This is a genomic window from Nocardia sp. NPDC047654 (genome assembly GCF_043205035.1).
In the GTDB taxonomy this organism is placed as follows: domain Bacteria; phylum Actinomycetota; class Actinomycetes; order Mycobacteriales; family Mycobacteriaceae; genus Nocardia.
In genome coordinates, this window is sequence record NZ_JBIDDF010000002.1 from 64919 (window position 1) to 87290 (window position 22372).

Genomic DNA, 22372 nt, shown 5'->3' on the forward strand with positions numbered 1-22372 from the left:
TTAATGCGGTTGCATACACTTGTCGAGCCCACTAAGATGGGGCCATGTCGAAGCCGACCACCGTGAGCACAGCCCAGCGCGCTCTCGCGCCGGCCGGGCTGGTTGCAGAGTGGCGCGAGCTGCTCGACCGGCACGCGGCGGTGAGTTGCGCACTCGAGAAGGCGCTGCAGAACGGGCATCACATCGGGCTCAGCGAATTCGAGACGCTGGACCGGCTGGTGGACGCGAACTGCGGCGACTACCGCATGAGCGACCTGGCCAACGACATCTACCTCAGTCAGAGCGCGCTCTCGCGGGCCGTGGCCCGGCTGGAGCGCGACGGGCTCGTCCAGCGCACCATGTGCGCGCAAGACCGCCGCGCCGTGTTCGTATGCCTCACCGAGAAGGGCCGCGAGGTCTACGAGCAGGCCTTGCCCACCCACCGGGAGGTTTTGCGCGACACCTGGAACCTGCCGGGGCCGCCGAAGTGCTGATCAGCGCCGGATAGGCCTGGTCAGAGCGATTTCCGGGCGTCTTCGATGCGTGCTCGCGCGTCGACCGCCGCCGCCTCGATGCTCGCGAAGGCCGCCCGGAAGCGCGCGATCTCGTGTTTCTTGTCCATGTAGACCGGCCCGGTGAATGCCTCCAGGTAGACCACCGGCGGTTCGGACGGTTCGCCGGAGCGCACCTCGGGGAACTCCAGCAGCACGAACCGGCCCGACGTCATGCCGTCGTGGTAACCGCACTCGGTGGGCACCACCCGGAACCGGACGTTCGGCAGTTCGGTCACGCACAGCAGGTGGTCGAGCTGCCCCGCGGTTACCTCCGGGTCGCCGATGCGCCGTCGCAAGACGGCCTCGTCGATCAGCGCGTCCAGCCGCAGCGGCGCGTCGGCGCGGGTGACCAGCGCCTGCCTGGCCTGGCGCAACCGCACCCTGCGGTCGATCTCGCCGGCGGACAACTCCGGGTGCGCGGCCGTGACCACCGCGCGGGTGTAGCCCTCGGTCTGTAGCAGTCCGGGAACGAGCTCGTTCTCGTAGGTGAACAGCCGGGTGGCCGCCTCTTCCAGCCCGATGTAGACGTCGAAGCCCTCCGGGATCACGTCGCCGTAGGCGGTCCACCAGCCTTTTGCCTTCGTGTCGCGCGCCAGCGCGCGCAGCGGTTCGAGCAGGTCGGGCGGCGCGCCGTAGACCTTGCACATCGCCTCGACATCGAGACCACGCAGCGAGGTCTGGCCGGTCTCGATTCGCCAGATCTTCGCCTCCGACCACTCCAGCTGCTGCGCGGCCACCCGCGTGGTCATCCCGGCCCGGGTGCGCAGATCGCGCAAGTGCCTGCCGAGCTGCCTGCGCGGCATCGTCGATCCGGTCGTTCCCTGTGGTAAAGCCATGCTTCCCCCCTGTCCAGCCGCACACCGCCCGCACCGTGCGTTTGCGCGGTGTGCGGCGCGGCGCGCACTCTCCGGAAACCCGTGGTGGATGTGCCGGGTATCCGAACAGCATTGTTCACAGTGAGACTCACAGCGGTCACGGCACGCGTCTCAGCCAGGCCGATGGCTTCCGAGAGTCAAACCACTTCCGCACGCCGCGCTTTCGTCCCTACCTGCGCGGGTTGCGCTTGCGGAAGCGCCAGAACTGCACTGCTCGAACGTCTTCGGACAACTGGTTGACCGGCTCGGCCACGTCCGACAACGCCTGGAACAGATCGTCGGCCAGCTCGCTGATGTGCTCCACCCTCGTCGCCAGGCGGGCGGCGTTCACCAGGAACTCGAGCATCAGGCGGACGGCGGCCGCGATGGTGAGGCCGAGCGGGACGCCCAGCAGCGCGGCGAGCACGCCGAGCGCCGCGGACACCCGCCATGCCGCCACCGTCAGCGTGATCGGCACGGCGAAGGCGAACACCAGCCCCAGGATGTAGGCCAGCGGCAAGAGCGTGCGGGTGGCCGGGCGGTGGAACTGCACATCGAGCAGGGCGCGCGCGGCGGCGGCGCTCCACTGCGCGAACGCGCGGGGGCTGCGGAACGGCTCGGCGGGTTCCTCTTCGTCGGAGGCGGTCCCGGCGAGCCGCTTGGCCGCCGACTCCTTCCACGTGAGCCAGCGCGACTCGGCCTCGTACTCCTCGACGTCCGCGGTTTCGCGGTCCGCGGGCGCTCCGGCACCGTGGGGTTCGTCACTCATGCCGAGAATCCTCCTTGCCCGGGGCGCTCCGATCCAGCCGGAAACGCACGCCACCGGTATGTTTTCGCACCCGCGACTCCCAGGGGGCCATCCACAGCGACCTCACAGCTCCGGCGCAGCGAGTGGCCAGGTCCGGGGTTGAAAGTAGCTGCGTGGCAACCATGGCGAGCCACCTCGGGATGCCCGGCGAGACACGTACGAACCTCTCGGAAATGAGACGTAGGCGACACTCCGGAAATTTTCTCGGAGAACGCGTAACGCCCGTGGCGGCCCCCGCCGATACGACCCATGAATGCAGGACCCAAAGATCTACCGGGGAATGGAGAAGACAGTGCGCACCACGTTTCCGACTTCCGTCACGGCGGCCGAACTGACCGCCGCTGCGCAGGACTACAACCAGCGCGGGTGGACGGTCGCCGAAACGGCCAACGGTCTGAGCCTGATCACCGACGACGACCTGTCCGGCATCGAGGTCACCGGCGAACTGGCCGGCGAGGTCCGCCGCTTCCTGCGCGCGAACAACCTGTCCGGCGCGGTGATCGAGATCCCCGGCCCGGAGCGTCGCGAGATCCACCTGGTCACCGGCGTCCGCAAGGCCGCGATGGCGTTGCAGGCGCTGCGCGAGGCCGGGGCCACCGTGTACACCGACGGCGCAGGCATCCCGCTGCCGCCCACCCAGCTCTCGGCCGGCTCGGCCTGCTGGGGCGTCGCGCCCGCCGAGGCGCGTTGGGTGCCGCCGGTCGTCGCCCTCGCCGCAGCCGTGCGCGCCGCCACCTCGGCGCGCCGCACCAAGCTGACCATCGCCTGCTGAGCAACGCCTCCCTGATCGGATGAACCTGCTGATCGCGGGCCGGGGCCGCGCTACCCGGCCTGTTTGCGACCGGTATCCGTCCTGACGCTCCGGATCCCCACCCCGGAGCGCCGCCGGGTACCGGTCGTTTGGCGTTGCCGAATATCGAGCGTTCTCTTTTCAGTTCCACCGCCGGACGACAAGATGGGGTATGGCCCCGATCACGCAAGCGCGCAATCTGCTGCGGACCTGCCCACTCTGTGAGGCGGTCTGCGGCTTGGACATCACCCTGGACGCCGACGACCACGTGACCTCGGTCCGCGGCGACCGCAGCGATCCCTTCAGCAAGGGCTTCATCTGCCCCAAGGGAGCCAGCTTCGGCCATCTCGACGAGGACCCGGACCGGGTGACCGAACCGCTGATCCGCGACCGCGCGACCGGCGCCTGGCACGCCGCGACCTGGGACGAAGCTTTCGATTACATCGCCGCGCGGTTCCCCGCCGTTGTGGCCGAGCACGGGAACCAGTCGGCCGCGGCCTACTTGGGCAATCCGAACGCGCACACCGTGGCCGGCGCGCTGTACGTGCCGATGCTGCTGCGCGCGCTGGGCACCAAGAACATCTACTCGGCCAGCACCGCCGACCAGATGCCCAAGCAGGTGGCCAGTGGGCTGATGTTCGGCGACCCGCTGACCGTGCCGGTGCCCGACCTGGACCGCACCGATTATCTGCTGATGCTGGGCGCCAATCCGCTGGAATCGAACGGTTCGCTGTGCACCGCACCGGATTTCCCGGGCAGGCTGAAGGCCCTGCGCGGCAGGGGCGGCCGCTTCGTGGTGGTCGACCCTCGGGTGACCCGCACCGCGAAACTCGCCGACGAGCACCTGTTCATCCGGCCGGGCAGCGATGCCTACCTGCTGTTCGGCATCGTGCACACGCTCTTCGCCGAGCAATTGACCGATCTGCGCGTCGAAGTCACGGGGGTGGACGAATTGCGCGCGACCGCCGCGGCGTTCGACCCGGATACCGTCGCGGCCCGCACCGGCGTGCCCGCGTCCACGATCGTGCGGCTCGCCCGCGAGCTCGCGGCGGCGCCGACCGCCGCGGTGTACGCCCGCATCGGCACCTGCACCGCCGAATTCGGCACGATCACGCAATGGCTGGTCGACGCGATCAACGCGCTGACCGGCAACCTCGACTCCCCCGGCGGAGCTATGTTCGCCACGGCTGCCGCCGGCGGCATCCCCCGGACCAAGCCGTTCCGTGCCGGGCGCTGGACCAGCCGGGTCCGCGAGCTACCCGAGGCGATGGGCGAGCTGCCCGTCGCGACGCTCGCCGACGAGATCACCACGCCCGGCGAGGGGCAGATCCGCGCCCTGGTGACGGTCGCGGGCAATCCCGTGCTGTCCGCGCCGAGCGGCGCCCGCCTGGACGAGGCATTCGCCCAGCTCGACTTCATGGTGAGCGTGGACCGCTACGTGAACGAGACCACCAGGCACGCCGATGTGATCCTGCCTCCCCCGCGTCCCACCCAATCCCCGCACTACGATTTCGCGCTGCTGCAATTCGCCGTGCGCAATTACACCCGCTACTCGCGCCCGCTGGTGCCGCTGGGTGACCGGCCCTCCGAGCCCGCCGTCCTGGCACGTCTGGCCGCCGCGCTCACCGGCAGGCCGCACAACGGCTCCGACGGGATGGATCCGCTCACCGCCATGGACGAACTCGTCATCGCGGGCCTGCTGCACAAGGCCGGGCTTGCGGAGCGGCGCGGCGACCTGATCGGCGAGAACAGCACCGAGCAGCGTATCGACCTGATGCTGCGCCTCGGGCCGTACGGCGAATGGAACGGCGGCACGCTCAATCTGCAAGCGCTGCTGGACAACCCGCACGGCATCGACCTCGGCCCGTTGCGGCCGCGCCTGCCGGGTGTCCTGCGCACGGCGAGCGGCCGCGTGGACCTGGCCCCGCAGCCCCTGCTCGACGACGTGGCGCGGATGCGGGCTCGCCTGGCCGACGAGGCGCCGGAGATCGTGCTGATCGGGCGGCGGCAGCTGCGGTCCAACAACAGCTGGATGCACAACATCGCGCCGCTGGTGAGCGGGTCGAATCGCTGCACACTGCACATCAATCCGGCCGACGTGGCACGGCTGGGGCTCGGCGATCAAGCGGTGGTCAAGTCGGCCGCCGGGACCCTGACGGTTCCACTGGAGCCGACGGAGGCCATCATGCCCGGCGTGGTGAGCCTGCCGCACGGGTGGGGCCACGCCGACAGCGGCCAGACCGTGGCCCGCGCGCACGCGGGTGTCAACGCCAATGTGCTGACCGATGATTCGGTGGTCGACGCACCCTCCGGCAACGCCGTGTTCAACGGGGTTCCGGTCACGCTGACCCCGGCCTGACACACCGCGAACCACTCCCGCAAATGCCGACCGGCCGGAAACAGTTCCGGCCGGTCGGCTTTTAGCTAATCGTCCGAAATGCTTGGTACGTACGAAAATCGGCAGGATTTTCGATACTGATTTCCACGTTTTACCTAGCGATCCTCATCTAAAATCGACACGATCTCGGTACGACCGCGGTTCAATGTCGAGCCTGGTGGACCCCGGATTCCGGCGACCAGAGGGGGCGGCGATGCCCGGCATGCACGGTGGCAGCAGCGGCGAGCGTGAGCTGCAGGAACAGTACGGAACACAAGATCGAGCACAGCGGTTCTACGACGATCAGATGCTCGATCGGCTCAACCCGACGATGATCGATTTCATCGGCCGGATGGATATGGCGTTCATCGCAACGGCGGACAAAAGCGGCGAATGCGACTCGAGTTTCCGTGCCGGACCGCCCGGTTTTCTGCACGTCATCGATGAACATACGATCGCCTATCCGGAATACCGTGGCAACGGCGTCATGGCCAGCCTCGGCAATATCCTGGAGAACGCGCACGTCGGGATACTGCTGCTCGATTTCGTGCGCGACCTCATCGGACTGCACATCAACGGTTCGGCACACATCGTCTCCGACCACGCCCTACGCAACGTCGTTTCCGACCTGCCGGTCAACCACAAGGGCCGCGTGGCCGAACACTGGGTCGTGGTCCGCGTGGAAGAGGCCTATATCCACTGCCGCAAGCACATCCCGCACCTGGTACCCGCCCCACGCGAACAGCGTGAGTGGGGCACCGACAACGTGCGGGCCAAGGGCGGCGACTACTTCGGAGCGAAGGCGGAGAAGAACGAACTGGCCGAGTCGCTCGTCAGCGGGCCCTGACCGGCGGAGCCGCTCCCAGCCCCGAATCCCATCCTGCCCGCGGGGGGCACACCATGGAGATCTCTTCTCGGGAAATGCCGCCGCTGGGTGCCACTCGTGGCCGGTGCCGGGGTCAGGAGGAGATGGCTACGGTGGTGGCGTAGGTGCGATCGTCGTCGAGGGCGGCGAGGAGGTAGTCGGCCAGGTCGATTCGGGCGGTGCGCGGGCCTACCTTCATCTCGGCATGGAGTGAGATGCGGGGGCGGCCGCCGGCGGGAGCGTCGGTCAATCGGGAGGGGCGGACGGCTGTCCAGCGCAAGTCGCTGTGTGCGAGCGGCTGTTCCATGCGCGCCATATCCGCATAGGTGTGCCGCATGACGTGGCGCAGGGCTCGGGCGAACAGCCGGGTGCCCGGTCCGGCATCGGCGGGGACGCCAAGGCCCGCTGAGGAGATCACCAGGAGTCGTCCGGACGGGCGCATGGCAGCGATGATCTCGGTGGTGCTGGTGGAATAGACAGTGGTGGGGCCGCGCCCGGTGGCACCGAGTGCGGAGAGCACCGCGTCGTGGTCATCGAGTAGTCCCGCCAATCCGTTCGGCGCGCACGGATCGGCCGTCACCACGGTCACGCGCGGGGCGGGAACCGTATTCGCGGCCCGGCGGACGATCGCGGTGACCCGATGCCCACGAGCCAGCGCGCGATCCACGACGATCCGGCCGGTGCGACCGGTGCTCCGAGGACAGCGATGGCGGCCATCAGTCGGCCATCAGTGCCATGGCGGCCCGTCGGGGTAGCAGCCGCAGTGCGGCGGCGAATGCGCGGTTGACCCGGCTGGTGTGAACAATGGGACCGGCATTGCCCGCCAACGCTTTGCGGGTGCGGTCCGCGACCTGCTCAGGCGTCCGGATCAACCAGGACGGCACATCAGCCGCAGTCTGGGAGGCCGTGGCGGTGACCCCGGGGCACAGGGCCGGCACTCGCACGCCGCGCGCTTTCTGTTCTTTATTTGTCTCGCCGCCCGCGACGTCAGTCGATGACGAAGACGAACGAATACCAGTGTCCGGACAGCTTTTCGAACCGACGGGCCCCGCTCCCCACCGGCTCGGCGCTCGGCGAGTAGACCCAGCCGTGGACAGTCGAGCCCACGAACCCATCGGCGTCGTAGAAGTAGACGGAACCATCGGACTGACGGTGCGCCGAACTGATCTCGAGCCCACCGAAGTTCAGATCGCGGCGGATACTCGGCCCGGTCTCGCGCAGCATCTCGACCGCGACTTCTTCCATCTCCGGACGTGCGGCGTCGAAGCCGTCGGGCCGAAAGATCAACCCCGCGACCAGCCCTGCGAGCACAACCACCGGTACCGCGGCGACCTTCCAGGACCACCGATGCTCTCTGCCGACCAGATACAGCGTCTTGATCGCCCACACCAGCAGGGAAAGACCCAGCAGAATCCCGCCGGCCACCAAACCGACGAGCCGATCCGGTCCGGTCGGGTCACCGACGAACGGCGCCCAGTCGAGATGGACGCACAAGAGAACCGCGACACCGAAGACTGTTCCCGCCAAGACCGCGCCCCCCGGCGCGGTGGCGGCGCCCTGTCCACCCTCGGTATGCCCATCAAGCACACGAGATGTCTCGATCGGAGCCTCCTCGTCTCGACGACCGTCCCAACGCCCGATCCGCGCTCGACGATGCCCTCGGCCGAACTCTACCGGCGTCCGGCCATCGGTACCGAGGGCCGGACGTGAGAGGTGATAACTCGGCGGCGACCGTCGTGGTCATCGGGTTGGAGATACGCGTTCAGTTTCAACAGAAGGGCCAGCGCAGTAGCCAGTTGCGGGACAACGCGGCTCGCGTCGGCGCCTACTTCTCCGCCGAAGAATCGTGTGGCCGTTGGGGTTCAGGTGGACGGCGCCGTGCTCGATCCCGCCCCGTGTGCCGACGAACACCGCATCCGACGACCTTCGCTCAGCGCGGTCGTACTTCCTGCGGAGTCACCCCGAACCGCGTTTTGAACGCGGCTCCGAAGGCGCTGAGCGAGCGGAAACCGCTGGCGTACGCGATGTCGGCGACGGCTCGGTCGCGTGGGGCTTCGCGGAGGCGGCGGTGCGCGCGGTCGAGGCGTTCGGCGCGGATCAGGTCGCTCGGTGTCGTACCGGTGTGGTGCAAGGCCAGTTGGATCTGGCGCAGTGACCAGCCGAGGCTTCGCGCGATCACGGTGGGCGTCAGGCTCGGGTCGTCGGCGTGGCGGCGGACGTGATCGCGGACCGCGGCGTCCACCGTGGCCAGCACGGTGGGTGCCGGGTCGCGGCGGCGCAGGCAGAGGCCGAGTAGATCGACGATCGTGGCACAGGCGGAAGCGAACTCGGGACCGTCGACGGCCGCGCGCTGCTTGCCGAGTTCGGTGATCATGCCTGTGACAACCGATCCCAGGCCCTCCCGCAGGTCGATCAGTGCGGGTCCCGCGCCGAGCTCGAGGGGCAACGCGCCCGCCGGGACGTTCAACACCCAGCCGCGCGCGGCCATGGGCTGGCGGAATTCCACGGGACGGGTCTTGGTGACCACCGCCCCATGCCCAGGGACTACCTGGGCGGCGATGTCGTCCTGCCGAAGATGCAATGCGCCCGCGACCGGGATCATCATCCGCAGGCTCTCATCGCCGTCGTGCCGGATGTCCGCCCGGGTTCTGGCGTAGACGATGCTGTCGGACCAGAAATCGATCAGCTGATAGCCCGCGTATCGCTGCACGGCCGTAGCGCCACGGAACGACGCCGGACTGGCGAAGCGGCACTGCAACGTGCCCTGGTTACGACAGACGTGCTCGGCCCAGAAGTCGGCCGACTCGCGGGGCAGGACTGCGCCCGTATCGACTCGTTCCACGCGATATGGCTCGGCGATCGACACGAGCATCCTCCAGACCGGCGTGCGCGCTTGCGTCAGACCCGTGCACGGATCAGGTCGAGCGCGCATGGTTCCACGCCTAACGTGAGAGTCCGATCGTACAGATCACAGCCCAGAACATCGGAGCGTAGCAACCGGCGGCGGGACCCGTTCGACGTGGCGGGAAGACAACCCGGCCGCGCACCGGCCCGCCGCTCACCGCGAGGAATGAGCACTGTCATGGACCGCAGGCATATCCACATACAGACTCGGCTCGGGTTGCTGCACGTCGTGCTGACCGGCAGCGGCCATCCGATCGTGATGTGGCCGAGCCTTCTGATGGACGCCGCCCTCTGGGACGCGCAGGTCGCTCACTTCGCACGGAATTTCCTGACCATCGCGGTGGACCCGCCCGGCCACGGCGGGTCAAGTCGTCTCGAGCGGCCCTTCACCTTCGACGAGTGCGCGGGCTGTGTGGTCGACATCCTCGATCAGCTCGGCTTGCCTCGGACGCATTTCATCGGGAACTCCTGGGGCGCGATGATCGGCGGCACCCTCGCCGCCGAATTCCCTGATCGCGTCGAGTCCGCCGTTCTGATGAACGGCACGGCGTCATCGGCACCGCTCGGTCAGCGGCTGCAGTACCGGACGTTGCTGATGGTGATCCGGATCCTCGGCGGGATTCGCCCACCGCTCACCAGATCGGTGGTTCGCGCGTTTCTCGGCCCGACAACCGAACGCACCCGCCCGCAGGTGGTCCGGCAGGTCGTCGACGTGGCGCGTCGCAATGATCCGGCATCGGTCGCTCACGCCGTGCGATCGGTGGTGATCGACCGCCCGGACCAACGAGGCCGCTTCGCCTCGATCACCTGTCCCACACTGATCGTCGGAGGCCGCGAGGATCGCACGTTCCCCGTGCCCGAACTAGAGGTCATGGCGAAGTCCATCCCCGGCGCGGAACTCGTGGTCGTGGACGGTGCCGCACACCTCGCGGCAGCGGAGATCCCCGACGAAGTCAATCGATTGGTGGAGACCTTTCTGACCCACCGCGGCGCGACGAGCGAATAGTCAGCGGATCTTGAAGATCACCAAGCGCTGGACGACGAAGTTGATGACGGTCGCGGTGCCCTGGGCGATGACGAAGGCCAGCGGCTGGCGCCACCACTCGCCGGGGAGGGTGAAGTAGAACAGGTTGTTGATGCCGACCTGCACCGCGAAGGTCACCGCGTAGAGCGCGACGACCGCGAGGAAGCGGGCGCGGCTGGGTGGGGCCTGGAAGGTCCAGCGGCGATTGATCAGGTAGGCGGTTGTGGTGCCCGCCACGAAACTGATCGACTTGGCGACGATGACCGGCAGGCCCACCAGGTTGAGCAGCAGGCTGTAGAGCCCGTAGTCGACGACGGCCGAGAACCCGCCGGTGAGGGTGAACCGGATGATCTGCGTCTTGAGGTCGACATCGCTGCCGCCGGGCTCGTCGACCAGCGGCAACTCCGCCGGAAGCGGCAGGTGGGGTTCGGCTTGCACGCCGACGAGCGTAGCGTCGAACCGGCGATGACCGGGATTCGGCGTTGATCCGACGGGTACGCCACTACCCATGGGTAGAGCGACCCCGTTCCCATCTGGCGTCATACCTGTAGCCTCTATGCCGATGTCCACGAAAGCTCCGACCGCCACCAAGACAACCGGGAACGACAAGGGCGCCGGCGTCACGAACGACGGCCCGGCCGCGGGGAACGCGTTCGACCTTCCGACGCGCACCCGTACGTTGACCGGGTGGGGTCGCACCGCACCCACCTCTTCCGAAGTGCTCTCGACCAGCGATCCCGAACTGATCGCCAAGGCAGTCGCCATGGTCGCCGAGGACAACGACGGCAAGCCCGCCCACCTGCGGCGCGGCGTGATCGCCCGCGGTCTCGGCCGCTCCTACGGCGACCACGCGCAGAACGCGGGCGGCCTGGTCGTCGACATGACCGCGCTGAACAACATCCATCGGATCGACCGCGACACCCGCATCGTGGACGTGGACGGCGGCGTCAGCCTGGACCAACTCATGAAGGCGGCGCTGCCGTTCGGGCTCTGGGTGCCGGTGCTGCCCGGCACCCGCCAGGTGACGATCGGGGGCGCGATCGCCTCCGACATCCACGGCAAGAACCACCACAGCGAGGGCAGCTTCGGCAATCACGTGCGCTCGATCGATCTGCTCACCGCCGACGGGCAGGTGCAGCACATCACGCCGAAGCGCAACGCCAAGCTGTTCTGGGCGACCGTCGGCGGCAACGGGCTCACCGGCATCATCCTGCGCGCGACCATCGAGATGGTGCCCACGGAGACCGCCTACTTCCTCAACGACGGCGTGAAGACCACGACCCTCGACGAGACCATCGCCGCGCACAGCGACGGCAGCGAGGCGAACTACACCTACTCGAGCGCCTGGTTCGACGTGATCAGCCCGCTGCCCAAGCTGGGCCGCGCCACGATCACCCGGGGCAGGCTGGCCAAGCTCGACGAACTGCCCAAGCGGCTGCGCAGCAAGCCGCTGAAGTTCGACGCGCCGCAGCTGATGACCGTCCCGGACATCTTCCCGAACTGGACGATGAACAAGGTCACGCTGATGTCCATCGGCGAGGCGTACTACCGGATGGGCGGCAACTACACCGGCAAGGTGCAGAATCTGACGCAGTTCTATCACCCGCTGGACATGATCGCGGAATGGAACCGCGGCTACGGCTCCAACGGCTTCCTCCAGTACCAGTTCGTGGTGCCCACCGAGGCGGTCGAGGAATTCAAGCGGATCATCATCGACATCCAGGCGTCCGGGCACTACTCGGCGCTGAACGTGTTCAAGCTGTTCGGCCCGGGCAACCAGGCCCCGCTGAGCTTCCCGATGCCGGGCTGGAACATCTGCGTCGACTTCCCGATCAAGCCTGGCCTCAACGAGCTGGTCGGCGAGCTGGACCGGCGGGTGCTCGAGTTCGGCGGGCGGCTGTACACCGCGAAGGACTCGCGGACCACCGCCGAGACCTTCCACAAGATGTATCCCAGGATCGACGAGTGGATCAAGGTCCGCCGCAGCGTCGACCCCACAGGCGTGTTCATGTCCGATATGGCGAGAAGGCTGGAGCTGCAGTGATCAATGCCGTTGGCAACCCGCAGTCGATTCTGCTGCTGGGTGGCACCTCGGAGATCGGCTTGGCGATCTGCGCGGAGTACCTGAAGAAGGGGCCCGCGCGCATCACCCTCGCGGCGCTGCCCGGTGATCCGCTGCGGGAGGACGCGGTCGCCCAGATGAAGGCCGCGGGCGCGAGCCAGGTCGACGTCATCGACTTCGACGCGCTCGACACCGAGAGCCACCCCAAGGTGATCGACGCCGCGTGGGACGCGGGTGACGTGGACGTCGCGATCGTCGCCTTCGCCCTCGACGGAGATCCCGAGGAGCTGTGGCAGAACCAGAGCAAGGCCGTGCGGGTCGCCCAGATCAACTACACCGCCTCGGTCTCCGTCGGCGTGCTGGTGGGCGAGAAGATGAAGGCGCAGGGCTTCGGCCGGATCATCGCGATGTCGTCGGTCGCCGGTGAGCGGGTGCGGCGCTCGAACTTCGTCTACGGGTCGACCAAAGCCGGCCTGGACGGCTTCTACCTCGGGCTCGGCGAAGCGCTGCGGCCGCACGGCCCGCGCGTGCTTGTGATCCGGCCCGGCATGGTGCGCACCAAGTTCTCGGCGCACGTCAAAGAGGCTCCGCTCACCGTCGACAAGGAAGATGTCGCGGCGCTGGCGGTCGCGGCCTCGCAGCGGGGGAAGGAACTGGTCTGGGCGCCGGGCGGCTTCCGCTACGTGATGATGGTGCTGCGGCACGTCCCGCGCGCGATCTTCCGCAGACTGCCGATCTGACCCTCGGCGAACGAACTCGGTGCCCGCGTGATCGGTGATCGCGCGGGCACCTATCGTCTGACGGAGTGGACCCTGTGAACCCGGAGGCGCCATGCGAGTAATCCAGTGCGACGAGTGCGGAGCGGTCCGTTGAGCACGGTGACCGCAACGGACGAAGCGCCGCCGCGGCCCGCCGATCCGGCCCCGGCGCCGGGGCGGAGGTCGCTCGCGATGCGGCAGATCGCCTCGGGCGTCGGCGAGGCCGCGCTCGCGGCGATCGTCGCCGCGGTGGTGGCCGCCGTCGGGCTCGTCGCGTTCTCGCTGGTGCAGTGGCCCGCCTTCAACGCCTCGAACGTGACGCGGGCGCTGACCACGGTCGGGCAGGTCGCCGCCGCGGTCATGCTCGCGGTCGCGATCGCGCTGCTGCAGCTGCGCAAGTGGCCCTGGGTCGCGAAACCGCTGTCCTGGGTCGGTCTTTCGACGTTCGTCACGTTCACGCTCGGCATGCCGCTGGCGGCGACGAAGCTGTATCTGTTCGGCGTCTCGGTGGATCAGGAGTTCCGCACCGAGTTCCTCACGCGGCTCACCGATTCCGCCGCGCTGCGCGATATGACGTACGCGGATCTGCCGTCCTTCTACCCCGCGGGCTGGTTCTGGATCGGCGGCCGGGTGGCGAATCTGCTCGGGATGGACGGCTGGGAGGTGTTCAAGCCGTACGCGATCGGCTTCCTCGCGGTGGCCGCCGTCGTCGCGCTGGTGCTGTGGTCGAAGCTGATCCGCGCGGATTGGGCGGTGGGCGTCGCTGCGGCGAGCACGGCGGTCACCCTGGCCTACGCCGCGCCCGAGGCGTACAGCGCCGTCATCGTGCTGCTGCTTCCGCCCGCCCTCGTGCTCGCTTGGGGGGCGCTGTATCGACCCCTCGAGGACGTGAAGGCGGACGACGCCGAGCAGCGCACCGCCGGTGGGTGGGGCGCGGTCGTCGGCACCGGATTGTTCCTGGGCTGGGCGGCCACGTTCTACACCCTCTACTTCCTCGTGGCCGCCTTCGCGGTCGCTCTGATGGGGCTGCTGGCGGCCTTCTTCGCCGTGCGCGCGCAGCGTACCGCCGCCCACCCGCGCCGCGCTCGCGTGGCGACGGCCTCGGCCCGCCCCACATGGCGCGCGGCGGTGCCGCCGCTGACGCGGCTGGTGGTGATCGCGGCGATCGCCGGACTGGTCGCGCTCGTCGTGTGGGCCCCGTACCTGGCGAAGGCGCTGCGCGGCACGACCGCGAGCTCCGGAACCGCCCTGCACTACCTGCCGGAGGCGGGAGCCGAACTGCCCCTGCCGATGTTCCAGTTCTCGCTGCTCGGAGCGCTGTGCCTGGTCGGCACCATATGGCTGGTGCTGCGCGGGGCGTCGTCGCGGAGGGCGCAGGCGCTGGGGATCGGGGTGGCGGCGATCTACCTGTGGACGCTGCTGTCCATGGTGGCGACCGCCGCGGGCACCACGCTGCTGTCGTTCCGGCTGGAGCCGGTGCTGCTGGTGTTGCTGTCGGTCGCCGGCGCGTTCGGGTTCGTGGAGGGCGCGCGGGCGATCTACCAGGCTTTGAACGAGCCCGCCCGGTTCCGGCTGGTGGCGATCGTCGTCGCGACGATCGGCGCGTTGGCCTTCGCTCAGGACATCCCGCATGTGCTGACCGCCGAGATCACCACCGCCTACACCGACACCGACGGTGACGGAAACCGGGCCGACCAGCGAGCCGCCTCAGCGGTTGCGCGCTACCGCGAGGTGGACCAGGCGCTCACCGCGCAGACCGGGCGACCCCGATCGGACACGGTGGTGCTCACCGCCGACACCAGCTTCCTTTCCTTCTACCCCTACTTCGGCTTCCAGGCGCTCACCTCGCACTACGCCAATCCGCTCGCCGATTTCGCGGAGCGCGGGGCCACCATCAAGCGCTGGAGCGAACTGAAGACGTCGCAGGAGTTGCTCGACGCGATGGCGGCGAGCCCGTGGCGTGCGCCGGACGCGTTCCTGTTCCGGCGCAGCGGCGACAGCTACACCTTGCGGCTGGCCAAGGACGTCTACCCGAACGACCCGAACGTGGCGCGCTACTCGGTGAGCTTCCCCAAGGAACTGTTCGCCGACTCGCGTTTCACCAGCACGGACATCGGGCCGTTCACGCTGGTCACCGTCCGCCGCTGACCGACGCGGCGAATTCGCCACGGTTGAACTCGCGCAAAGTGGATACCCCTCCCGTTTGTCGGTCCACGCACAGCGTGGTTGGTACGGAGGGCGCTGTCGAGGAGTGATGCGCAGGTGACACGTGCACAAGACGTCGAGACCGGCGCGGAGACGGAATCGGCGGAGGTCGCGGTCGCGACGGAAGCGACAGCGGCCGGAGTGCTCACCAGTCCCGCGCGAACCCGGCTCCCCCGCCTCCGGGCCGGTGGCGCCGATCTGCTCGTCGGTCTCGGCTACCTGGCACTGGCCGCGGCGGTGCTGTCGGGTCAGTGGCGCGACACCGACAGCGGATACCTGATCAAGAGCGGTCAGGACCAGACGATGTGGGAGTGGTTCTTCGCCGTCACCGCGCACTCGGTCGCCAACTTGCAGAACCCGCTCGGCACCGACCTGCAGAACTTTCCGGCCGGGGTGAACATGATGGCCAATACGGCCATGTTCGGCGTCGGCGTGCCGCTGACGCCGGTCACCTTGCTCTTCGGGCCCACCGTCACGTTCGTGCTCGTGCTCACCATCGGCCTGGCCGGTACGGCGTTCGCCTGGTATCACCTCTTCTCCCGCGAACTCGTCCGATCCCGGGTCGCCGCGGTGATCGGCGGTCTGTTCTGCGGTTTCGCGCCCGGGATGATCTCGCACGCCAACGCGCACCCGAATTTCGTCGTGCTGCTGCTGCTTCCGATCATCGCGGGCCTGCTGATCCGGATGACGCGGCGAGCAGCGCAGCCGCGCCGGCGGGTGCGCGATGCCGTCGTCCTCGGCCTTCTGGTCGCGATGCAGATCGCGCTCGGCGAGGAACCGCTGCTGATCTTCGCACTCGCGTTCGGCCTGTTCGCGCTCGTCTACCACCTGCATGCTCCACGCGCCGGACTGCGCGTGGCGCGGACGATCGCCCCCACCCTCGTGCTGGGCGCGGTGATCACGCTGGCGCTCGCCGAGATCCCGCTGTGGTGGCAGTTCTTCGGCCCGCAGAGCTATCGCTCGATCGACCACGGCCCGATGGGCAACGATCTCGAAGCGCTGGTGCAGTTCCCATCCGAGTCGCTGGGTGGCGTGTTCGCTCCCGGCCAGAACGTGGCGATCAACCCGACCGAGCAGAACGCGTACTTCGGCTGGCCGCTGCTGCTCCTCGTGGTGTTCACCGTGGGGCTGCTGTGGCGCGACCGGGTGGTGCGGGCCGCGGCCGTGGTGATCGCGGTCTTCGGAGTGCTGTCGCTGGGCGCGGTCGCCACGATCGGCAAGCGGCCCACCGGCATCGCGCTGCCGTGGCGCTTGGCCGAACAGGTCCCGCTGCTGAACACGGTGCTGGAGAGCAGGCTCAGCATGGCCGCGATCCCGGCCATCGCGATCGTGCTCGCGCTGGCCAGCGAGCGGGCGGTGCAGACCTGGACGCAATCGGCGGTGGACTGGAAGCCGCTCGCGTGGTTCGGCGCTCTCGCCTGCGCGCTGCTGCCGTTGATCCCGACAATCCTGCCGGTGGTCGAACGGACGCCGACGCCGGATTTCTTCGCCGACGGCGCCGTACGCCGCTACGTCGGCGACGGATCGGTGGTTCTGGTACCGCCGCCCCGGCCGCCCGACGCGCGGGGGCTGCGCTGGCAGGCCGACGCCGAGTTCAGCTTCCCGCTCGCGGGGGGTTACTTCGTCGGCCCGACCGGTACGACCAAGAAAGGGATCTACGGCCCCGAGGCCCGTCCGACCACCGCTCTGCTGGTGCAGGCGCAGGACACCGGGGTGGTGCCACGGATCGACGCCGACGTGCGCGCCCACGCGCTGGATGATCTGCGGTTCTGGCGCGCCGACGTCCTGGTGCTGCCCGCGACGAGGAACGGCGAGGTACTACGCGAGACGGTCACGCAGCTGCTCGGATTCACGCCGACGCGCGTCGAGGACGTCTGGCTGTGGGACGTTCATACGCTGCGCGCGTCGGGGGCAGTCGGAATCACACCGGACGGTAGCTAGCATCAACCACCGTGCGACCGGACCGATCTTCTCGAGCGTTCACCCGTATCCGCTTGATCGCCCTCCTCTCCGGGCTTCTCGGATTCCTGCTGGCGTTGCTGACCCCGATCCTGCCGGTGCGGCAGGATCGGGCGAGCGTGGACTGGCCCGAGCCGGGCGCCGCGAGCGTGGCGGCGCCGCTGGTGTCCTACGAACCGCTGCGGTTGCGCGCGACGCTGCCCTGCTCGCTGGTGAGCGAGCTCGGAGCGGGCGGCACCGTGCTGTCCACCGTCCCGGTGGCCTCCGGCCAGGCGGCGACCAAAGGTCTGGTGGTCTCGGTCGCCGACGGCGTCCTCTCGGCGGTGCTGCGGGACATCCCGCTGCTGTCCGCGCCGCTGGCGGAGGTCGGGTCCTGCGCGACGATCGGCATCGAGTCGAACGCCGCCGCGACGACCCTCGAACTCACCGGCGTCACCCGCCAGGACGGCACGCCGTTCCGGACCACGATCGGCCGGGACGTGCGGCCGCAGTTGGTCGGCGTGTTCACCGACCTGGATGCCGGTCGGCTCGCCGGAGCGCAGGTGCACGCGGACATCGACTCGCGTTTCTCCTCCACACCGACGCCGCTGAAGCTGGCCGCCATGCTCGCCGCCGCTGTGTTCACGCTGATCGCACTCGTCGCACTGCATCTGCTGGACACCACCGACGGGCGCAAAGCGCGGCGGTTCCTGCCCGCGCACTGGTGGCGCGTCACCCCGGCGGACGGCGTCGTGCTGGGCATCCTGGCGCTGTGGCACGTCATCGGGGCGAACACCTCCGACGACGGCTACATCCTGAACATGGCGCGAGCCTCCGAGCACGCGGGCTACATGGCGAACTATTACCGCTGGTTCGCGGTCCCCGAGGCTCCGTTCGGCTGGTCCTACGAGGTGCTGGCCTGGATGGCCCGGATCTCCGACGCGAGCCTGTGGATGCGACTGCCCACCTTGCTCGCGGGGGTCGTCTGCTGGCTGGTGATCAGCCGGGAGGTGCTGCCCCGCCTCGGCGCCCGGGCACGCCGCAACAAGGTGGCGCTGTGGACGGCCGGGTTGGTGTTCCTCGCGTTCTGGCTGCCCTACGACAACGGGCTGCGCCCCGAACCGCTGATCGCGGCGGGGGCGCTGCTCACCTGGTGCTCGATCGAACGCGCCATCGCGACCGGCCGGTTGCTGCCCGCGGCGGTGGCCGTGCTGATCGCCGCGTTCTCCCTTGCGGCGGGCCCGACCGGTCTGATCTGCATCGCGGCCCTGATCGCCGGGTCGCGACCGGTACTGCTGATCATCGTCAAGCGTGCGCGCGGTGTGATCCCGGCCCGCACCGGACCCGACGCGGACGCGGCCGCCGCGGGTTCCGCCGAGGCCGCGGCAGCGGTGAACGCTCCCGGGACCGTGCGCAAGACCTCCCGGGCGGCGGCGGTCTTCCGGTTCGCCGCGCTGCTCGCCCCCGGCCTGGCCGCGGGCACGCTGGTGCTCGTAGTGATCTTCGCCGACCAGACGCTGTCGACGGTGCTGGAAGCCACCCGGGTCCGCACGATCGTCGGCCCGAATGTCGCGTGGTTCGACGAGCGCACCCGCTGGGATTCGCTGCTCATGCTCTCGCCGGACGGGTCACTGGCGCGACGGTTCGGCGTATTGGTGATGCTGCTGTGCCTGCTGGTGTGTGTGCTGCAAGTGCTGCGCAAGGGCCGGATTCCGGGCACCTCACGCGGTCCTTCGGTGCGCATTCTCGGCATCGTGTTCGCGTCGCTGTTCTTGATGATGTTCACCCCCACCAAGTGGACGCACCACTTCGGCGTATACGCCGGACTGGCCGGATCGCTGGCCGCGCTGGCCGCGGTCGCGGTGGGCACCACCGGCATTCGTTCTCCGCGCAACCGCGCGCTGTTCGCCGCCGCTGTGCTGTTCCTGCTCGCCGTGACCTTCACCGGCTCCAACGGGTGGTGGTATGTGTCCAGCTACGGTGTCCCGTGGTGGGACAAGGCGCCGCTGATCGCGGGCAAGGGACTGTCCACGTTGTTCCTCGGACTCAGCGGCGTCGCGTTGCTGATCGCCATCTGGCTGCACTACCGGGAACCGTATCGGCGCGAGCGGACGATGGCGCCACGGCGTTTCGACCGGTGGGCGTCGGCGCCGCTGACCGTCGCCGCCGCGCTGCTGGTGGTGTTCGAGGTCGCCTCGCTCGCCAAGGCCGCGGCCACGCAGTACCCCGCGTACTCGATCACCAAGTCGAACGTGGAATCGGTCGGCGGGGATTCGTGCGCGCTGGCCAACGAGGTGCTGGTGGAGACCGACACCGCCGATTCGCTGCTGCAACCCTTCGCCGGATCGCCCGCGGACGGATCGGCCGCGCAGAACAAGGGTTTCACTCCGAACGGGGTGGCGAGCGACCTCACCGCCGATGCCGAGGAGACGGTTTCCGGCGGTGCGAACTCGGTGGACAAGGATTCCGAGAACAAGACCAGCAAGACCACCGGCGCGGGCACCGGAGGCGGCACCACCGCGCAGGCGGGCATCAACGGCAGTACCGTCGCGCTGCCGTTCGGCCTGGACGCGGCGAAGACCCCGGTGCTGGGCAGCTACCAGGAGGGCGAGCAGCAGCAGGCGAAGTTGACCACCCAGTGGTACCGGCTCGACCTGACCGACAGCATGCGCCACGACCCGGCCTACCAGGTGCTCGCGATCACCGCGGCGGGCCGGATCCGGTCGGTGGACGCCGACGGCGTGCTCACCTACGGACAGGAACTGCACCTGGAGTACGGCGTCCGCGGCGCGGACGGCGAGGTGCGCACGCTCGGCTCGATCGATCCGCTGGACATCGGCCCCGCACCGTCCTGGCGCAACCTTCGGGTGCCGCTGGATCGACTGCCGGGGGAAGTGAACGCGGTGCGGCTGGTCGCGATCGATAACGACATCACGCCCAAGCAGTGGCTGGCCGTCACCCCGCCCCGGCTGCCCAAGCTGGCCACGCTGAATTCCGTGGTCGGCTCGCAGGATCCGGTGCTGCTCGACTGGCACGTCGGACTGGCCTTCCCGTGCCAGCGGCCGTTCGACCACAAGGACGGCGTCGGCGAGATCCCGCGGTGGCGCATCCTGCCCGACCGGGTCGGCTCCGACGCCTCCAACGCCTGGCAGGACGACATCGGCGGCGGCCCCCTCGGCTGGACCGGCCTGCTGCTGAAGTCCCAAACCGTCCCCGCCTACCTCGACCACGACTGGGCCCGCGACTGGGGCTCCCTCGAGAAATTCACCCTCTACGCCCCCGACGCCACCCCCGCCACCATCCACATCTCCCACCGAACCCGCACCGGCCTCGACACCGACGACCCCATCCGCATCCGCTGACCGGCATCCGGACTCCGCTTTCCACGGGTGGCACGGGACATGTGCCACTCGTGGTCGAGGTCAGGGGATGAGGACGAGGCGGCCGCGCAGGCCGCCGGAGGCGAGGCGCTTGTGGGCGGCTTCGACGGAGGTGAGGGGAAGGGTTTCGGCTACGCGGAGGGTGAGTTCGCCCGCGTCGACGTGGGCGACCAGTTGGTCGAGTTGCGCGCGATCGGCGCGGACCAGCACCGTGCGGACCTCGGTTCCGCGCAACGGGATCGGGGTGTTCGGGACGCTGATGGACACGAACCGTCCGCCGCCGCGCACCGCCGCGAGCGTCGTGGGGCCGAGGGCGGCCGCGTCGAGGGCGGCGTCCACTCCGCCGGGGACGAGGGCGCGGACAGCATCCGGCAAGGACGCCTGGCGCGGCACGAAATCGGTGGCGCCCAACGCGCGGACCGTGTCCTCGTCGGCGGGCGAGGCCGACGCGATCACCCGCACGCCTCGCGCGGCGGCGAGTTCGACGGCGAAGCCGCCGACCGCGCCCGCCGCGCCGGTCACCAGCAGCGTGTCGGTGGAGGTGAGATCCAGCGCGTCGAGGGCCTGGATCGCGGTGAGGCCGTTGAGCGGGATGGTGGCCGCCTGCACCGGAGGCACGGAAACCGGAGCCGGCGCGACGTTTCCGGCCTCCAGGACCACATAGTCGGCCTGTGCGCCGAGCGAGACGTCGAGCCGGTCGCTGATGCCGATCACCGCCTGCCCCACCGTGAACCCCGTGACGCCCGCGCCGAGCGCGTCCACCGTGCCCGCGACGTCCCAGCCGACGCCCCATTGGTGGCGCGGCGCCGCGAACGGCGTGCCGCCCACGCCCGCACGCACCATCAGGTCGACCGGATTCACCGTCGCCGCCGCGACCGCGATCCGGATCGCGCCCGGACCCGGTTGCGGCGTCGGCACTTCCACGATCTCCACCTCGGCTTCCGGTCCCGGCCGGTGAACCACTACTGCGCGCATGGCGTTCCTTCCTCTCGGCTGCCGACCAACTTACGAGGAGCTACTATCTTCTGGGTAGTAGTTACCCGAGAGTGCGTTAGAGGTGGCGAGGTATCCCCGATGGCGACGAAGACCGCGGCGCAGCGCCGTGAGCTGGCCAAACAGCGTTACGACGCGTATATCGCCGAGTGCCCGACCCGGCAGCTGCTGGACCGGATCAGCGACAAATGGGTTAGCCTCGTGCTCGCTGCGCTCGCCGAGGGCCCTTTGCGCTACGCCGAACTGAACCGGATCATCGCGGGCGTGAGCCCCAAGATGCTCACCCAGACGCTGCGGGGACTGGAGCGCGACGGCTTGGTGGAGAGGCGGATCACCGCCGAAGTGCCGGTCCGCGTCGACTACGAACTCACCCCGCTCGGGCACAGTCTTCAGCCGGTCATGAGCGCCGTCAAAGCCTGGGCGGAGGCGCGCATGGACGACGTCATCGCCGCACGGGCGCGCTACGACGGCATCGGTAAGTAAACCGGTTGTCCGGTCTGAAAATGTGCTCCCACCTGTGGCTAAACATCGCAGGACGAATCGGGTCGATGGCCTTAATCTGATTGCCATGACAACGGCATTCGATGAAATGGATCTACGCGATCTTGTCGGACTGCTCAGCGAAGAGGAACAACGGGAGCTGCGGCCTGCGGTGCTGCGCGTGCTCGGCCGCCTCCCTTCGCAAGAGGTGCTCCGGCGCGAGCTCGGTCTTCGATTGAAGGTCTGAGCGCCCGGTTCGCACCGGCGAAATACGGCAGGGCCGCCGCGCAGGGTTCACCTGCGCGGCGGCCCTGTGTTCGGGTATCTATCCCGTAGCCAGCTCGCCGAAAGCGACATCGACGGGTATCGGCACGTCACAGAGATGCCAATACTCTCGACCT

General features: G+C 68.9%; 19 protein-coding genes and 1 pseudogene. 12 read left to right on the forward strand and 8 right to left on the reverse strand.

The genetic code is table 11. The features are described 5' to 3' along the window. Positions 1-44: 44 nt before the first annotated feature. Positions 45-473, forward strand: a complete 429-nt coding sequence (locus tag ACGF7Y_RS08900) for a MarR family winged helix-turn-helix transcriptional regulator (protein ID WP_393231180.1) — start codon at positions 45-47, stop codon at positions 471-473. 20 nt (positions 474-493) lie between these two features. Here the strand turns inward: ACGF7Y_RS08900 and ACGF7Y_RS08905 are convergent, their stop codons facing one another. Both ACGF7Y_RS08905 and ACGF7Y_RS08910 read right to left on the reverse strand, forming a co-directional pair. Continuing rightward, entirely contained in the window at positions 494-1369 is an 876-nt protein-coding gene (locus tag ACGF7Y_RS08905) for a helix-turn-helix domain-containing protein (protein ID WP_393231182.1), read from the reverse strand. 208 nt (positions 1370-1577) lie between these two features. After that, positions 1578-2156: a DUF4282 domain-containing protein gene (locus tag ACGF7Y_RS08910; protein WP_393231184.1), complete on the reverse strand. Its 579-nt coding sequence runs from the start codon at positions 2154-2156 to the stop codon at positions 1578-1580. Positions 2157-2448: 292 nt separating this feature from the next. Here ACGF7Y_RS08910 and ACGF7Y_RS08915 point away from each other — a divergent pair, with 292 nt between their 5' ends. The 3 genes from ACGF7Y_RS08915 to ACGF7Y_RS08925 all read left to right on the forward strand — a co-directional run bounded on the left by ACGF7Y_RS08915 (position 2449) and on the right by ACGF7Y_RS08925 (position 6209). Further along, a complete protein-coding gene (locus ACGF7Y_RS08915) occupies positions 2449-2967 on the forward strand; it encodes a hypothetical protein (protein ID WP_245548778.1) in 519 nt (172 codons plus the stop codon). 190 nt (positions 2968-3157) lie between these two features. Further along, on the forward strand, positions 3158-5344 hold the full coding sequence (locus ACGF7Y_RS08920; RefSeq protein ID WP_393231188.1) for a molybdopterin-dependent oxidoreductase: 2187 nt from the start codon (positions 3158-3160) through the stop codon (positions 5342-5344). Positions 5345-5576: 232 nt separating this feature from the next. Beyond that, on the forward strand, positions 5577-6209 hold the full coding sequence (locus ACGF7Y_RS08925) for a pyridoxamine 5'-phosphate oxidase family protein (RefSeq protein WP_393233061.1): 633 nt from the start codon (positions 5577-5579) through the stop codon (positions 6207-6209). A gap of 112 nt (positions 6210-6321) precedes the next feature. On the opposite strand, the pseudogene ACGF7Y_RS08930 reads toward ACGF7Y_RS08925, so the two are convergent. From ACGF7Y_RS08930 to ACGF7Y_RS08945, 4 genes and pseudogenes are all read right to left on the reverse strand, one after another. Further along, positions 6322-6906 (reverse strand): annotated as a pseudogene (locus ACGF7Y_RS08930) (NAD(P)-dependent oxidoreductase); the annotation flags it as partial. Positions 6907-6943: 37 nt separating this feature from the next. After that, a complete protein-coding gene (locus tag ACGF7Y_RS08935; RefSeq protein ID WP_393231191.1) occupies positions 6944-7171 on the reverse strand; it encodes a hypothetical protein in 228 nt (75 codons plus the stop codon). A gap of 43 nt (positions 7172-7214) precedes the next feature. Continuing rightward, positions 7215-7814 carry a DUF1109 domain-containing protein gene (locus tag ACGF7Y_RS08940; RefSeq protein ID WP_393231193.1) on the reverse strand — a complete coding sequence of 200 codons (600 nt, stop codon included), beginning with the start codon at positions 7812-7814 and terminating at the stop codon, positions 7215-7217. Between the two features lie 343 nt (positions 7815-8157). Further along, complete coding sequence (locus ACGF7Y_RS08945; RefSeq protein WP_393231195.1) at positions 8158-9093, reverse strand: AraC family transcriptional regulator; 936 nt, start codon at positions 9091-9093, stop codon at positions 8158-8160. Between the two features lie 216 nt (positions 9094-9309). Between ACGF7Y_RS08945 and ACGF7Y_RS08950 the strand changes: the two genes are divergently transcribed. After that, on the forward strand, positions 9310-10137 hold the full coding sequence (locus tag ACGF7Y_RS08950) for an alpha/beta fold hydrolase (RefSeq protein WP_393231198.1): 828 nt from the start codon (positions 9310-9312) through the stop codon (positions 10135-10137). Here the strand turns inward: ACGF7Y_RS08950 and ACGF7Y_RS08955 are convergent, their stop codons facing one another. After that, entirely contained in the window at positions 10138-10593 is a 456-nt protein-coding gene (locus tag ACGF7Y_RS08955) for a GtrA family protein (protein ID WP_245660055.1), read from the reverse strand. Between the two features lie 118 nt (positions 10594-10711). On the opposite strand from ACGF7Y_RS08955, the gene ACGF7Y_RS08960 reads away from it, so the two are divergent. The 5 genes from ACGF7Y_RS08960 (at position 10712) to ACGF7Y_RS08980 (ending at position 20480) form a co-directional block, all read left to right on the forward strand. Continuing rightward, the gene (locus ACGF7Y_RS08960; protein WP_245660056.1) at positions 10712-12199 is read left to right on the forward strand and encodes an FAD-binding oxidoreductase; all 1488 of its coding nucleotides are present in this window, start codon (positions 10712-10714) and stop codon (positions 12197-12199) included. Further along, the gene (locus tag ACGF7Y_RS08965; protein WP_393231200.1) at positions 12196-12957 is read left to right on the forward strand and encodes a decaprenylphospho-beta-D-erythro-pentofuranosid-2-ulose 2-reductase; all 762 of its coding nucleotides are present in this window, start codon (positions 12196-12198) and stop codon (positions 12955-12957) included. The genes ACGF7Y_RS08960 and ACGF7Y_RS08965 overlap by 4 nt, the downstream gene beginning before the upstream one ends. A gap of 210 nt (positions 12958-13167) precedes the next feature. Then, positions 13168-15123: a galactan 5-O-arabinofuranosyltransferase gene (locus ACGF7Y_RS08970; protein ID WP_393233064.1), complete on the forward strand. Its 1956-nt coding sequence runs from the start codon at positions 13168-13170 to the stop codon at positions 15121-15123. A 198-nt stretch (positions 15124-15321) separates the two neighbouring features. Further along, complete coding sequence (locus tag ACGF7Y_RS08975; protein ID WP_393233067.1) at positions 15322-17121, forward strand: DUF6541 family protein; 1800 nt, start codon at positions 15322-15324, stop codon at positions 17119-17121. An 11-nt stretch (positions 17122-17132) separates the two neighbouring features. Beyond that, positions 17133-20480, forward strand: coding sequence for an arabinosyltransferase domain-containing protein (locus ACGF7Y_RS08980; protein ID WP_393231201.1), 3348 nt, complete (start codon positions 17133-17135; stop codon positions 20478-20480). A gap of 60 nt (positions 20481-20540) precedes the next feature. Here the strand turns inward: ACGF7Y_RS08980 and ACGF7Y_RS08985 are convergent, their stop codons facing one another. Continuing rightward, the gene (locus ACGF7Y_RS08985) at positions 20541-21473 is read right to left on the reverse strand and encodes an NADP-dependent oxidoreductase (protein ID WP_393231204.1); all 933 of its coding nucleotides are present in this window, start codon (positions 21471-21473) and stop codon (positions 20541-20543) included. Between the two features lie 99 nt (positions 21474-21572). Here ACGF7Y_RS08985 and ACGF7Y_RS08990 point away from each other — a divergent pair, with 99 nt between their 5' ends. Further along, a complete protein-coding gene (locus ACGF7Y_RS08990) occupies positions 21573-21974 on the forward strand; it encodes a winged helix-turn-helix transcriptional regulator (protein ID WP_393231206.1) in 402 nt (133 codons plus the stop codon). Positions 21975-22059: 85 nt separating this feature from the next. Beyond that, positions 22060-22218 carry a hypothetical protein gene (locus ACGF7Y_RS08995; protein ID WP_168434190.1) on the forward strand — a complete coding sequence of 53 codons (159 nt, stop codon included), beginning with the start codon at positions 22060-22062 and terminating at the stop codon, positions 22216-22218. The last annotated feature ends 154 nt before the right edge of the window (positions 22219-22372 follow it).

Excerpts from the sequence above, each read along its gene's own strand:
- ACGF7Y_RS08900 (WP_393231180.1), top strand. The coding sequence starts at position 45 with ATGTCGAAGCCGACCACCGTGAGCACAGCCCAGCGCGCTCTCGCGCCG.
- ACGF7Y_RS08905 (WP_393231182.1), bottom strand. The coding sequence starts at position 1,369 with ATGGCTTTACCACAGGGAACGACCGGATCGACGATGCCGCGCAGGCAG.
- ACGF7Y_RS08910 (WP_393231184.1), bottom strand. The coding sequence starts at position 2,156 with ATGAGTGACGAACCCCACGGTGCCGGAGCGCCCGCGGACCGCGAAACC.
- ACGF7Y_RS08915 (WP_245548778.1), top strand. The coding sequence starts at position 2,449 with ATGCAGGACCCAAAGATCTACCGGGGAATGGAGAAGACAGTGCGCACC.
- ACGF7Y_RS08920 (WP_393231188.1), top strand. The coding sequence starts at position 3,158 with ATGGCCCCGATCACGCAAGCGCGCAATCTGCTGCGGACCTGCCCACTC.
- ACGF7Y_RS08925 (WP_393233061.1), top strand. The coding sequence starts at position 5,577 with ATGCCCGGCATGCACGGTGGCAGCAGCGGCGAGCGTGAGCTGCAGGAA.
- ACGF7Y_RS08950 (WP_393231198.1), top strand. The coding sequence starts at position 9,310 with ATGGACCGCAGGCATATCCACATACAGACTCGGCTCGGGTTGCTGCAC.
- ACGF7Y_RS08960 (WP_245660056.1), top strand. The coding sequence starts at position 10,712 with ATGCCGATGTCCACGAAAGCTCCGACCGCCACCAAGACAACCGGGAAC.
- ACGF7Y_RS08970 (WP_393233064.1), top strand. The coding sequence starts at position 13,168 with ATGCGGCAGATCGCCTCGGGCGTCGGCGAGGCCGCGCTCGCGGCGATC.
- ACGF7Y_RS08985 (WP_393231204.1), bottom strand. The coding sequence starts at position 21,473 with ATGCGCGCAGTAGTGGTTCACCGGCCGGGACCGGAAGCCGAGGTGGAG.
- ACGF7Y_RS08990 (WP_393231206.1), top strand. The coding sequence starts at position 21,573 with ATGGCGACGAAGACCGCGGCGCAGCGCCGTGAGCTGGCCAAACAGCGT.
- ACGF7Y_RS08995 (WP_168434190.1), top strand. The coding sequence starts at position 22,060 with ATGACAACGGCATTCGATGAAATGGATCTACGCGATCTTGTCGGACTG.